The organism is Streptomyces sindenensis (genome assembly GCF_014649035.1).
Taxonomy (GTDB): domain Bacteria; phylum Actinomycetota; class Actinomycetes; order Streptomycetales; family Streptomycetaceae; genus Streptomyces; species Streptomyces sindenensis.
Window position 1 is genome coordinate 19,528 of sequence record NZ_BMSG01000042.1, and the last position, 12,625, is coordinate 32,152.

General features: G+C 71.6%; 13 protein-coding genes. 4 read left to right on the top strand and 9 right to left on the bottom strand.

The window, feature by feature from the left end:
• The first annotated feature begins 12 nt into the window (after nt 1-12).
• Nucleotides 13-957: a pyridoxamine 5'-phosphate oxidase family protein gene (locus IE145_RS30160; RefSeq protein ID WP_189528604.1), complete on the top strand. Its 945-nt coding sequence runs from the start codon at nt 13-15 to the stop codon at nt 955-957.
• 15 nt (nt 958-972) lie between these two features.
• Here IE145_RS30160 and IE145_RS30165 read toward each other — a convergent pair whose 3' ends face one another.
• Together IE145_RS30165 and IE145_RS30170 are read right to left on the bottom strand one after the other, a co-directional pair.
• Entirely contained in the window at nt 973-1,800 is an 828-nt protein-coding gene (locus tag IE145_RS30165; protein WP_189528605.1) for an enoyl-CoA hydratase/isomerase family protein, read from the bottom strand.
• Complete coding sequence (locus tag IE145_RS30170) at nt 1,791-4,019, bottom strand: acetate--CoA ligase family protein (protein WP_189528606.1); 2,229 nt, start codon at nt 4,017-4,019, stop codon at nt 1,791-1,793. The genes IE145_RS30165 and IE145_RS30170 overlap by 10 nt, the downstream gene beginning before the upstream one ends.
• A gap of 393 nt (nt 4,020-4,412) precedes the next feature.
• Between IE145_RS30170 and IE145_RS30175 the strand changes: the two genes are divergently transcribed.
• The 3 genes from IE145_RS30175 to IE145_RS30185 are packed head-to-tail and all read left to right on the top strand — an operon-like array spanning nt 4,413 to nt 6,177.
• Nucleotides 4,413-4,970: a hypothetical protein gene (locus IE145_RS30175; protein WP_189528607.1), complete on the top strand. Its 558-nt coding sequence runs from the start codon at nt 4,413-4,415 to the stop codon at nt 4,968-4,970.
• Nucleotides 4,971-5,009: 39 nt separating this feature from the next.
• A complete protein-coding gene (locus IE145_RS34045) occupies nt 5,010-5,246 on the top strand; it encodes a Dyp-type peroxidase domain-containing protein (RefSeq protein WP_189528608.1) in 237 nt (78 codons plus the stop codon).
• 40 nt (nt 5,247-5,286) lie between these two features.
• On the top strand, nt 5,287-6,177 hold the full coding sequence (locus IE145_RS30185; protein WP_229825954.1) for an NAD(P)H-binding protein: 891 nt from the start codon (nt 5,287-5,289) through the stop codon (nt 6,175-6,177).
• A 93-nt stretch (nt 6,178-6,270) separates the two neighbouring features.
• Here IE145_RS30185 and IE145_RS30190 read toward each other — a convergent pair whose 3' ends face one another.
• The 7 genes from IE145_RS30190 to IE145_RS33870 all read right to left on the bottom strand — a co-directional run bounded on the left by IE145_RS30190 (nt 6,271) and on the right by IE145_RS33870 (nt 12,580).
• Nucleotides 6,271-7,143 (bottom strand): hypothetical protein, encoded by an 873-nt coding sequence (locus IE145_RS30190; RefSeq protein ID WP_229825956.1) that lies wholly within the window; start codon nt 7,141-7,143, stop codon nt 6,271-6,273.
• Nucleotides 7,144-7,246: 103 nt separating this feature from the next.
• Complete coding sequence (locus IE145_RS30195; RefSeq protein ID WP_189528610.1) at nt 7,247-8,356, bottom strand: S1 family peptidase; 1,110 nt, start codon at nt 8,354-8,356, stop codon at nt 7,247-7,249.
• Nucleotides 8,357-8,876: 520 nt separating this feature from the next.
• The gene (locus IE145_RS30200) at nt 8,877-9,833 is read right to left on the bottom strand and encodes an AraC family transcriptional regulator (protein WP_189528611.1); all 957 of its coding nucleotides are present in this window, start codon (nt 9,831-9,833) and stop codon (nt 8,877-8,879) included.
• A gap of 264 nt (nt 9,834-10,097) precedes the next feature.
• Nucleotides 10,098-10,571 (bottom strand): carboxymuconolactone decarboxylase family protein, encoded by a 474-nt coding sequence (locus IE145_RS30205; protein WP_189528612.1) that lies wholly within the window; start codon nt 10,569-10,571, stop codon nt 10,098-10,100.
• 135 nt (nt 10,572-10,706) lie between these two features.
• Entirely contained in the window at nt 10,707-11,054 is a 348-nt protein-coding gene (locus IE145_RS30210; protein WP_189528639.1) for a VOC family protein, read from the bottom strand.
• Nucleotides 11,054-11,422, bottom strand: a complete 369-nt coding sequence (locus IE145_RS30215) for a hypothetical protein (RefSeq protein ID WP_189528613.1) — start codon at nt 11,420-11,422, stop codon at nt 11,054-11,056. The genes IE145_RS30210 and IE145_RS30215 overlap by 1 nt, the downstream gene beginning before the upstream one ends.
• 39 nt (nt 11,423-11,461) lie before the next feature.
• Nucleotides 11,462-12,580 (bottom strand): DUF2867 domain-containing protein, encoded by a 1,119-nt coding sequence (locus IE145_RS33870; protein ID WP_189528614.1) that lies wholly within the window; start codon nt 12,578-12,580, stop codon nt 11,462-11,464.
• Between the last annotated feature and the right edge of the window lie 45 nt (nt 12,581-12,625).

Genomic DNA, 12,625 nt, shown 5'->3' on the forward strand with positions numbered 1-12,625 from the left:
AGGGTGCGGACCATGAACGGATATCACCGGGGCGAAATCGCCGTGCAGGAGCGGGCGGGGCTGGCCCGGCGGGCGGCGAGTGCGGAGCGGGCCATCCGTTCCGACATCCCCGAGGTGGCGGCGGAGTTCCTCGGCCGGCAGCCCTTCCTGGTGGTGGGCGGCGCGGACCGGCAGGGGCGGATCTGGGCGACCCAGCTCACCGGCGAACCGGGGTTCCTGGCCGTCCCCGCGCCGGACGTCCTGACCGTCGACGCGCTGCCGCCGCCCGACGACCCGCTGGCGGGCCTGCTGTCCGGTGCCCACGGGGGTGGCAGCGGCGCGGCGGGACCCGCCCGGATCGGGATGATCGCCATCGAGCCCGCCACCCGTCGCCGGATGCGGATGAACGGGCGGGCGGTCCGCGACGGGAGCGGGCTCCGCGTCACCCTCGACCAGGCCGTCGCCAACTGCCCCAAGTACATCCAGGAACGCCACCCCCACCGGATCGCACCGGGCGGGGCGGGTGGGGGGCGGCGCGAGGTCACCGACGGGGACGCCCTGAGCCCCGCACAGCAGGAGGCGCTGCGGTCCGCCGACACCTTCTTCGTCGCCACCGCCTCCGACCGGGGCGACGCCGACGCCTCGCACCGGGGCGGCAACCCGGGCTTCGTCCAGGTCGTCACGCCCTGGCTGCTGCGCTGGCCCGACTATGCGGGCAACGGCATGTTCCTGACCCTGGGCAACCTCGAACTCAACCCCGCCGCAGGACTGTTCGTGCCCGACTGGGACACCGGCTCCGCCCTCCACCTGACCGGCGTCGCCCGCACGGTCTGGGACGCGGACGAGGTGGCCCGCATCCCGGGGGCGGAGCGGCTCGTCGAGTTCGAGATCACCGCCGTACGGGAGATCGCCGCCGCCTCCCCGCTGCGCTGGTCGGCCCCGGAGTTCCACCGCTTCAACCCGCCGGTGGGCTCCTGATGGTTCTCACCTCTATCAGTGGCCTCGGTACTCCGGCGTACGGCGCTCGACGAAGGAGGCCACGCCCTCGTCGGCGTCGCGCGTGGTCATGTTGATCTCCTGGGCGGCGGCCTCGGCCGCGAACGCAGTGGCCCGGTCGCCGTCCAGCGAGGCGTTCACCAGCTGCTTGGTCAGGGCGACGGCGCGGGTCGGACCGGCGGAGAGCCGGCCCGCCCACTCCCCGGCGAGGGCCTCCAACTCCGCGCCCGGGACGGTACGGTTGACGAGCCCCATCCGCTCCGCGTCCGCCGCCGACAGCGCGTCGCCGAAGAACATCAGCTCCTTCGCCCGCTGCGGCCCCACCAGCCGGGGCAGCAGATACGCGCCGCCGCCGTCCGGGACGAGCCCCCGGCGTACGAAGACCTCGACGAACGTCGCGGTGTCGGCCGCCAGGACCAGATCGCAGGCGAACGCCAGATGGGCACCGATCCCGGCCGCCGTACCGTTCACGGCGGCGATCACCGGCTTCTCGCAGTCCAGCACCGCGGCGATCAGCCGTTGCGCGCCGAGCCGGATGGTCCGGGACACGTCCCCGGGGGCCCGTTCGCGGGCCTGCGCCGGCGCGCCGCGCAGATCGGCGCCCGCGCAGAAGCCCCGGCCGGTGGCGGTGAGCACGACGGCCCGTACGGCGGGGTCGGCGGAGGCGTCGGCGAGGAGGGCGATGATCCGCTCGCGCTGGTCCCGGGTGACGGCGTTCATGGCCTCGGGCCGGTTGAGGGTGATCCACGAGACGCCGCCGTCCAGGGCGTGCAGCACGGTGGCTCCGGCGGGCCCGCCCCCTGCCGCCTCCGCGCTCACCGGCACACCGCCAGCGCGTCCAGGGCCACCGCGCCCTGGCCTCGGCCCAGCACCACCAGCGGGTTGATGTCCAGCTCGGCCAGGTCGTCGCCCAGCTCCAGGGCCATGCGCTGGACCCGCAGCACCACCTCCACCAGGGCGTCCACATCGACGGGGGCCCCGCCGCGCACCCCCTCCAGCAGCGCCCGGCCGCGCAGCTCGCCGAGCATCTCCCGGGCGTCCCGCTCGCCGAACGGCGGGACCCGGACCGCCGCGTCGTGCAGCACCTCCACCAGGATCCCGCCGAGCCCCACCGTGACCGTCGGGCCGAAGAGGGCGTCGTGGGTGACCCCGACCATCATCTCGACGCCCCGGTCGATCATCTGGCAGACCAGGATGCCGTCCAGGTCCACCGATTCGTACCGGGCGATGTCGGTCAACTCGCGGTAGGCGTCCCGGACCTGGCTGGCCGAGGTGAGGCCGACCTTCACCAGGCCCAGCTCCGTCTTGTGGGCGAGCCGGGGCCCGGACGCCTTCATCACCACCGGGTAGCCGACCGGCCCGGCGGCCCGTACGGCACCGGCCGCACTGGTCACCAACTGCTCGCGCGGCACCCGGATCCCGTACGCCCGCAGGAGCTGCTTCGCCGCGTGCTCGCTGAGTTGCCGGCCCGGGCGCAGCAGGTTCTGCGCCTTGCGGAAGGACGGCGACGGGGTGCGCGGGGCGTCCTCGAAGGGGGAGCGGTAGCGGTCGGTGAAGCGGTGGTGGTCCAAATAGGCCTTCACGGCGGTGACGCAGTTGCGCGCCGTACGGAAGGTGGCGAGGCGGGAGGAGCCCAGCAGGGTGGTGCGGTAGGCGTCCTCGGTGCCGACGGGGGAGCCCCAGACGACGCAGACCAGCTTGTCGGTGGCCTCCGCCGCGTCCGCCAGGTCCTTCGCGAGCCGGTCGCTCATCGGGGGGAACGGGCCGGTGATGGGGCAGATCAGCACCCCGACCGACGGGTCCGCGAGGATCGCGTCGATGATCTTCCGGCCGCGCAGGTCGCCGACCGGGTGGCCGCCGTTGTCGATCGGGTTGGCGACGTTCAGGTACTCCGGTATCCAGGTGTGCAGTTCGGCCTGCTTGTCCGGTGACAGGGCGGGCAGGGTGAGCCCCGCCGCCGTCGCGAGGTCCGCGAAGTGCGCGCCGGTGCCGCCGGAGATGGAGTAGACGGCCACGCCCTCGGCCTTCGGCGGGCGGGCCCGGGCCAGCAGGGCGGCGGTGTCCTGGAGTTCGTCCAGGCCGTCCACCCGGACCACCCCGAACTGCCGCATGGCCGCGTCCACCACCTGGTCCGCCCCGGTCAGCTTCCCGGTGTGGGAGGCGGCGGCCTCCGCCCCGGCCTCGGTGCGGCCCACCTTCACGGCGACGACCGGGACCTTGGCGCGGGCGGCCCGGTCGGCGGCGAGCAGGAAGGAGCGGCCGTCCTTGAGCCCCTCGACGTAACAGGCGATCGCCCCGACCTCCGGGAGCTGGGCGAAGTACGCCAGGAAGTCGGCGGTCTCCAGATCGGCCTCGTTGCCCGTGGGGGCCCAGTGCGAGAGCCGGATGCCCAGCTCCTGGAGGGCGTGGAGCGGGCGGCCCTGGTGCCCGGACTGGGTGATCAGGGCGATGGCGGGGCCCTCCAGATCGTCCCGGAACCGCTCGAAGGCGTTCAGGTTGGTGTTCGGCCCGAGCAGCCGCAGCCCGGACCGCTCCACGGCCGCCGCCAGCCGGGCCTGGGCGGCCGCGCCGGCCTCCCCGGTCTCGGCGAACCCGGAGGCGAACGCGACGGCGAACGGCACCTCGGCCTCGCCCAGCTCCTCGATCACCGGCAGCGGGTCCGCGACCAGCAGGACCGCGAGGTCGACCGGCTCGGGCAGCGCGGCGACCGAGCGGACGCACTCCCGGCCGAACACGGCCGGCCGGGCCGGGTGCACCGGATGCAGCCGGGCCCCGACCCGTTCGGCCCAGGCGATCAGCTGCCGGGTGATGCCGGTGTTGGGGCGGCCCTCGGCGTCGGAGGCCCCGACGACGGCCACCGAGCGGGGCCGGAAGAAGCGGTCCAGGTCGGGCACGGCCAGGTGCAGCGGACGCCCGCTGACGTCGAGGCCGCCCTGCCGCGTGGCGGTGGGCAGGCTGACGACGGCGGCGTGCGGCTCCTCGCCGCAGGCCACCACCCGGGCACGGAAGTCGGTGGTGAGGGTGCCGTGAGTCGATCCAAGCATCGTTCCGCCCACTCCTGCTCGATGGCCCGCCGGTGAACGGGCGGGACCGGCCAATTAGCTGACGCACTGTCAGGTTACTGAACTGACGCGACGTCAGGAATGGGTGTGCGGGCAAAGGCTCGTGCGGGCACGTGGGGTGAAGCCGTGGCTCGCGGTCGCGGGGCCCCCTGGCCTTCCGTCGGGCCGGATGGTCGGCCGGGGTTCACGGAAGGCGCTGTCGCGGGGCGTGGCTTGCCCTCGAAGTGGTGCTGGGTGCTGGGTGCTGGGTGCTGGATGTTCGGTGTTCGGTGTTCGGTGTCGAGGGACGGGGTATCTCGACCTTCAAGCCCGCCTGGTGTGACCTGTGATGCAGGACCGGCATGCTGTAGGCGCTGAGGGAGGGTGGAGGGGCCTGTGAGATCAAAGCCGGAGCCGATGTCCAGCCTGCGCGGTTCCGAGTTCGGCGTGGGGGTGGTGGGGCTCTGCTTTTCGGTCGCCCTGGGCTTCTTCCACGCGGCCACCCAGCCGGCCGGTGAGACGCTGCCACTCTGGCAACGGTCCCTTCAGGGAATCTCATTGAGCACGGCGCTGGGATATCCGGCCTGGCTGCACCTCAGATGCCGGGTGCTCCTGGGCAAGGACGGGCTGTTGATGCACAACAGGCTGACGGACATCCGGGTGCCGTACGGTCTCATCCAGCGCGTCCTCACCACGGACGGGCTCGGCGTCGAACTCAAGGACGGCCGCGTCCTCAAAAGCCCGGCCGTCGCCCCCTCGTTGAGCGGGAGACTCGAGGGCTACCAGTCCGCGAAGGAGTTCCGACGGGCGGTGCAGCCCCGGCTGACTCCGGCTGATCCCGCGCCGGAGGGCTCGGACATCGAGCGGCAGGTGCAGCTGTCCTGGGTGTTCTTCCCGGTGATGACCGCCGTTCACGGATTCTGGTACCTCCTGCTCCTCGCCGCGGAGTCATGAGGCACCAGTCGCCCGGGCAGTCTGGGCGGCCCCGGCAGCATGCGCGAAACCGCCGACCGGGTGCTCGTAGCCGCCCAACTGGGCGAGCCCGCATGGGCTGTGGGCGGCAGCTACCAGGTCGTACGCATCATCCGGCTCTCCCCCTCGCTCTGGGACGAGGGCTCGGTTCACGAGCAGGAACGTGGGCCGAGGCGCCGGTGTGGGCGTCGGAGCGGAGGTGGGCGTGCGGCCCGGCGCGGGAGTGCCGGACGCTCGGACATCCCTCCCGGACGCTGAGCCATGGGCGGGGACCGCCCCGCCGCGTGAGGCTGGTGCCATGACTCAGAATGACGCTTCCGCAGACGCGACCGCAGCAGCGGCCTCCGTGCAGGGACCCGTACTCGTGACCGGCGGCACCGGCAAGACCGGCCGCCGGGTGGTGGCCCGCCTCCGTGAGCTGGGGGTGGAGACCCGGGCGGCCTCGCGGTCCGGGGACACCCCGTTCGACTGGACGGACCCCACCACCTGGCAGGCCGCCCTGGACGGTGTCACCGCCGTCTACATCACCCCGCTCGACGCCTCGCCCTCCCCGACCCCCGCCTTCGTCGAACAGGCCGTCGCGAGCGGGGTGCGGCGGCTGGTGCTGCTCTCGGCCCGGGGGGCGGACGTGCCCGGCTACTTCGGCCCCTCCTACGAGGACGGCGGACCGCACGGCGAGGGGGAGCGGGCCGTCCGGGCCTCCGGGGTGACCTGGACGATCCTGCGGCCCGGCTGGTTCTCCCAGAACTTCAGCGAGGGCGTCTTCCTCGACGGCGTACGGGACGGGGAACTGGCCCTGCCCACCGGGGACGGGAGGGCCGCGTTCATCGACGCGGACGACATCGCGGACGTGGCCGTGGCCGCGCTCACCGAGGACGGCCACGCGGGCGAGGAGTACGGACTCTCGGGCCCGCGCGCGCTCGGCATCGCCGACGTCCTGGACGAGATCGCGAAGGAGACCGGGAAGCGCGCCGCGTACGTCCCCGTCGACGCCTCCGTCTTCCGGGCCGGGCTCATCGCCCAGGGCTTCCCGGAGGGGGAGGCCGACCTCTGGACCGACGCGCTGGAGCCGATCACGTCGAGCCGGGAGGCACCCGTCCTGGACGGCGTACGCCGGGCACTCGGCCGCGAGCCGCGCGACTTCGCGGACTTCGTGCGGGACGCGGCGGCACGGGGGGTCTGGGGCTGAGACCCGGGGCGGAGTGAGGGGGGCAGGCATAGCCCCCCACCCTGCCCCCCCGGGGGAGAGGTTGAGTTGCCGCGAGGCCGAGGTGATCGCCCTTCAGGTGGTTTTGGGTGAGAGTCCGCGGCGACCCAGGTATGGGACCGGCTCGCCCGTAAGCGCGTCGAGCAGCACGCGATCCGTGACCGGACGCTCCAACTCCACCGTTACCTGCCGCAATTTCCCCCGCTTTGTGCAGTTACCGCCTCTGTTCGTGCTCTGGACGGGGGACGACAGCACTACGCTGTCGCTCGTTTCCAAGGACTTCACCGCGGGGGCGTCCTCGCAGTTACCTTGGAGGACAATCACCGTCACCGAGAGGCCGTCCGCACTCGTCCGGACGAACTGGTGAATCGGATGTCCGGAGATGTTGCTCGTGGGGCCAATCGGAGGCCGGGGCGGCGTCGACGGGACGGCGGCAGCCCGCTTGAGGGGGGTGTCGTAGCCGTCCAGAGTAAAAAGCCAGGCCGGAACCGTCGCGGGCCCCCGACTGGTGACCAGCTTCATCTCCCCCAGCTTCGCTCCTGTCACGGAGAGGTGGGGTTCATCCTTGGCACTTGTACTGGCCAGAGCCCGGTACGAAGCGTCCGCTTCCACCAGCGGGCGTGTGAGGGCCGCTTTGCCACTCCACGTCACCCGGCCATCTTTCGGCCCGGTCGGCAGGCTGCCCCGCAGGACGAAGTTCTGACTCTCGTAGGCTTGCTCGTCGGCCTTGGTGCGCAGGCCGCCTTTCGGTAGTTGGGTCTGCTCCCCGGTGGGAAAGTAGCCGGCGCGGCGGACAGCAGATGCGGCCGAGCCGTCCCAGGCCGCAGCGACCTGCCGGGCGCGGTGTGCCAATTCGGCCGCGCCGTCATCGGCTGCTTTCTGGCTGCTGCACGCTGAGGCGCCGCCGATCCCAGCGGCCGACAAGGAGAACCCGACAACGAGAGGCACGAATCTCGATCGCCTCGTACGCATGTGACCTCCCAGATGACCGGACAACCGTTGTCCTGCCCTTGTGACGTGGCCGGGCCGGGCCGAGTTCCTGCGAGAGGCGTCAGAAGACCCGGAGACCACGCTCGTTCAGCACGGTCTGGACCTTGGTGAAGTAGTTGCGATAGGTACCGGAGGAGGAGGAGTTGCACACCGTCTCAGATGTACCGCCGGACAGAAGCCCCAGAGCCGTGGTTCCGTTGTGGGCCGGCCCACCGCTGTCGCCGCCGAGAGCGCAGACCGTGGACTCAAACATTCCGTACAGTCTCTGGCCCTCGATGTTCACCGTCACCGACGTCTTGGTTATGTGGCCTGTCGTGTCCCGGCTGACTGTTCCGGTCCTGCTGATTTTCTCCTTTTCCATCGGGTATCGGGACTTAGTGATCTGGCGATAGTCGCCATTTCCGTACCGGACGGTCCCGCGTGGGGTCACCGGGCCGTTCACCTTGATTGTGGCCCAGTCGCAGGCGCGAGTAGAGGAATCGCATTTCCCTGTGGTTCCGGTCCCGAAGTTGTACGCGTTCTGAGTGCCGATCTTGGCGCCCCCGTTGACGGCGTACCAGGTGACTCCTGTGCGCGGAGTGCAGTGTCCAGCGGTAAGCGTGTAGTAGGCTCCCGCCGAGTTTACGGTGTTAAATCCGGCACTGCATAACCCACCCTCCGAACGTATCCCGTCTCCCCCGCGGAGGTCGGTGGCCTTGAATATTAGATTACTGTCGATCTCATTAACGCTTATCGCGCCGGTGTGTGCTGCTGCGATCCTCTTGATCCTGTCCCGGGTGTCGGAGGAAGCTCCGTTGAAGATTTCGACGCTTACCTGGTTCGTTGATGCGTCGACGCCCCATGATGTGTGGGGGGTGTGCTCCAGCTCGTCAAGTTTGTGATGAATCGACTCAAGTTGGGCGGCGCTGCGGGTCACCATTCTTGGTGTCCCTCCCGCGTCGCGTACAGATTCTGCGGCTGCTTGGTCCGTGACGGTCACGACGATATTTCCCTCTTCGAGGTACACGCCACCGGTGCGGTCGGCGCCGAGCTCGTTCGCCAGCGAAGCCGCCTGCTCCGGCGATCGAAGCGGTTCAGGGGATTCTTCGCCGTAGGCTTGTGGCGCTGCGGTGATAGTTGTCAGGAGCGCGGCGGAGGATATCTGAGCGAATCTCTGCCGAACGTGCCACATGGGCGACTCCAGGAGTTGTGGCGAGGCTCGCGCGACCGCCGAGTTCGCCGTATGGAATTTTTCTGTGAAGCTGGATGGACAGTACGCAGGGCATCGTGATGTGCGCCAGGGAATCACTACATGCTGTCCTTCTTTGGCTGGATAGGGTGACTCTCTGTCCGATGTCGATACTCTGGAGTGTGGAATTCCAGATAGGGCTCGGGCGGCGTGGAAAGTTCTTTTCGTGAAGCGTGGCGCAGAGAGGGAAGGATCTTCTGAGCTGCTTTTCCCTTCCGGGGAAGGGGTGATCGCCCTGCGGTGGTGGCCCCGAGCTGCGGCTCGCCGGGGTGAGATCGGTGAGGTGGGGGAGTGGAATCTGTCGTCGCTGCCGACGACGGTGAGGATGCAGGCTACGGTCCTGACCTCCATGCCGGGCGTCGAGGCCAGGACTTCGAAAGAGGGGGCTGGGTCTATAGCTCCAAGCGGTGCTGAACCAGCGCGAAATTCTCGCCGGGCGGACGGAGGATCTTCTGGAAGCGGCTCACCCCGCCGGCGCCGCCGCCTCCACCGGGTCGGGGGCCGCCGCCGCGCGCCGGAACGCGCTCGGGCTCTCGCCGCGCACGCGCTTGAACGCCGCGCTGAACCCGAACGCGTCCGCGTAGCCGACCCGGCGGGCCACGGCCGCCACGGTCAGCTCGGGGCGGGTCAGCAGGTCGGCGGCGAGGGTCATGCGCCACTCGGTCAGATACGCCACGGGCCCGTCACCGACGAGTTCGGTGAACCGCTTCGCCAGGGTCGTCCGCGACACCCCCGCCCGGCTCGCCAGCTCCGCCGTCGTCCAGGGGTGCGCCGGGTCGTCGTGCATCGCCCGCAGGGCTGGGCCCGCGACCTCGTCGCCGAGCGCCCCGTACCACCCCGGCGGGTTCGCCTCGGGCCGGTCGAACCAGTCGCGCAGCGTGCACACCAGCATCCAGTCCAGCAGCCGGTCGAGCACGATCTGGTCCCCGGGGCGGCCCCGGCCGAGCTGCGCCTCCAGGTAGTCGCGCAAGGGTGCGCAGTCCTCCTCGTCGGGCACCACGACGGCCGGGGGCAGCGCCCGCAGGAGCCGCTGGGGAAGCTGCTCCTGTACGTCGTAGGCGGCAGCCAACAGCACCGTGGCGCAGTCGAATTCGGGGACTGAGCCCGATGCGGCGCCGCTGTCCCGGACCTGGCCCCAGCGCACCTCCCGTACGCCGCCGGCCCGCGCCGCCGTACCCTCCGACGGGTCGTCGGTGAAGACGAACGGGGCCGGCCCCCGGACGATCGCCGCCTCCCCGACCTCCACCCGCAGCGGTTCGCCGCCCTCCGGCACGATCCACCCCGCACCCCGCAGCGGCAGGCACAGGGTCAGATACGCCCCGTCCGTGAACCGCAGCGACCAGGGTGCGCACAGCACCGAACGGCCGAACACCGCGCCCCGGCCCCGCACGCCCCGCAACAGCTCGTCGAACACGTCCATGACGTCCACGATAAGCAGAGCCGCGACCATCCCTGACGCTCGCCTGTGCACGACGGACGGGCGCCCGTGGTCCCGCAGGCGGCCGCCGCGATGGACGGGGCCCCATGACGACGAAGAGCACCCACCGCACCCCGCCCGGCGTCCTCGCTCTCGGGGCCACCGGCAGGACCGGCAAGTGCTCGGCCGGGGAGGGCGGCGGACCCGGAGCCGTGGGCGCGGCGGAGCACGCCCACGGGGGTCCGGGCGTGGCCCCTGGGGCCTGCTCTAGGCGAACTGGCCCACCTGGTAGTCGCCGGCCGGCCGCTGGAGGATGACGTTCAGCCGGTTGAAGGTGTTGATCAGGGCGATCAGCGAGACCAGGGCGAGGAGTTGCTCCTCGTCGTAGTGCTTGGCGGCGTTCGCCCAGACGTCGTCCGGGACCCCGCCCGCCGCGTCCGCGATGCGGGTGCCCTGTTCCGTCAGTTCCAGCGCGGCGCGCTCGGCGTCGGTGAAGACGGTCGCCTCCCGCCAGGCGGCGATCAGGTTGAGGCGCAGCGAGGTCTCACCGGCCGCGGCGGCTTCCTCGGTGTGCATCTCCAGGCATCCGCCACAGCCGTTGATCTGGCTCGCGCGGATCTTGACCAGCTCCTGCGTCGCCGCGGGCAGCGACGTGCCTTCGACGATCTTTCCGGCCGCTACCAGGTGCTTGACGAGCTTGCCCGTGACCGGGCTGGCGAAGGCGTCGAGTCGGGCGTCCATGGTGTGCTCCTCTGCTGTCGTCCTCGGTTGCACACACAGGACGGAAGGAGCCCGGAAGGATGTGACATCGGCGCGGAGTGACGGCCGTCACAGCCTTGCGGTGGCCGGTGCGCCGCCCGCCGTGAGCGGCAGGTGTCAGCGGTGGCTCAGCACATTGACCACCCGGCCGTCGGGGTCCCGGACGAAGAACCTCCGCACGCCCCACTCCTCGTCCTGGAGCGGGTGGACGATCTCCGCGCCGCTCTCCCGTACGACGGCGTACACCGCGTCCACGTCGTCCACCTCGACGCTCAGATCGGGGACGACCGGGGCGGTCAGGTCGTGGGTCATGAAGCTGACCTGCTCCTGCGGGCCGGACGGCGAGGCGACGGTCGTGATCCAGCCGAGGTTCATGACCTCCTCGAAGCCGAGCAGGCCGTAGAAGTCCCGGTTCTCCTCGACCGCCTTCGTCCGGAGATTGGGCACGACGCGGCGAACGGTCATCATCGACTCCTCGGAAGAAGGGCTTCTGTCAGGTTGGCCCGGCCGTCGCGGAATTCCAGCGCGTCCGGCACCGGGTCCTCGCAGGCACGGTAGTGCCCCAGCCGGACCGTGCCGTCCTCCCACCGCAGGGTGTCGGGCGCGTGCGCGGCGAGCCGGCCGGGCCGCGCGCCGGCCTCCTCCGCCTCGTCCGGGTGGATCTCGGTCCGGGAGGTCGGAGCCCAGCCGCCGCCGGGGAGGCCGTCGCGGGCGGTCAGGGCCGAGCAGAGCGCGCCCGCCGTCCACAGCGCCGGCTCACCGCCCGCCCCGTTGCTGGTCCGGCAGCCCTCGCGCAGGTCGACCGTCACGGTCAGTTCGTAGACATCGCTCATGCGGCGCACCCTGGGCGGGGGCTCGGACAGTCCGCCCCGTCAGGCCGCCCGAACGGTGGCCGCCGCGTCGCGGAGCAGCCCGGGGGCCAGGCGGCGGTGGACGGCGGACAACGGCGGCCACACGGCACGGGCCAACCGGCGGTCGTAGCGCAGGAACGTACCCAGCGACACCTGCCCGTCGGCCGCCCGGACGACGAGGTTGCCGGTCAGGAACCAGGATGCCGCTTCGAGCCGGATCCAGTCCTCGCCGCGCTCGGCGATCCGCCATCCGGCCACGGTACCGGGCGACCGCCCCCGGCTGAGCCGGAGTCCGAGGAGGCCCCGCCAGATCAGCCGCTCCACGGGGTCGGGGACGTCGCCGAACAGGGCGCGTGCCCATAGCTCGGCCGTCGCTCCCGTGCCCGCGCCCACGTTGGTGTCCGCATCCGTGCCGGCGGTCGCGTCCGTGGAGAGGGTGAACACGTCGGCGTAGTCGATGCGCGACAGTGAACTGAGAGCACGGATGGGCCCGGGGATCTCGTGCGTCCCCACGGCCCGGCCGACGGCAAGACCGCCGCCGCCCTCCGCGCCCGGCCGGCCGCGGTCCCGCCACGCCTGTTCCCTCTGCCGGACGAGCGCCGGGAAGACGACGAGGCGTCGGAAGGGCGCGATGGCGGCCATGTACAGCCGCCCGCGCAGGCCGTTGGGCTTCACGAGGACCGCCATGCGCAGCTCGTGTCCACCGCTTCCGTCCGGCGCCAACCCCAGGTGGATCACCGCGTGGACAGTGGTGGTCGCCCGTTCGAGGGCGCACTCGTCGTCGAGTTCGTACAGGGAGGCGAGCGGGGCGAGTCCGGCGTCCGAGCGGCCGGGGGCCTCGCGGAGGTCGCGCGGCAGGCGGCCGCGCAGCGACGGGACCGGATCCCCGGCGCCCGTCAGGGGCTTGTCCCACCCCAGGAGGGCGCCGATCCTCCGGCGCACCGCGAACAGGAACCGGGACGACAGGGGGTCCTTCGCGGGTCCGGCGGAGGCCTGCATCGCGGTGAGCAGCGTGGGGAAGTCGTCCGGACCGGCGCCGGGCGTGCGCACGGCCCACACGTCCTCGACCCGGAAGTCGCCGGTGAGTTCGTGGACGCGCCAGGGGCGCTCGGTGTGGACGCGGTCGGGCAGTCGGGTCATCAGGGGCCCACCTTCTGTACGGCACCGTATACACGTAGGATAGCC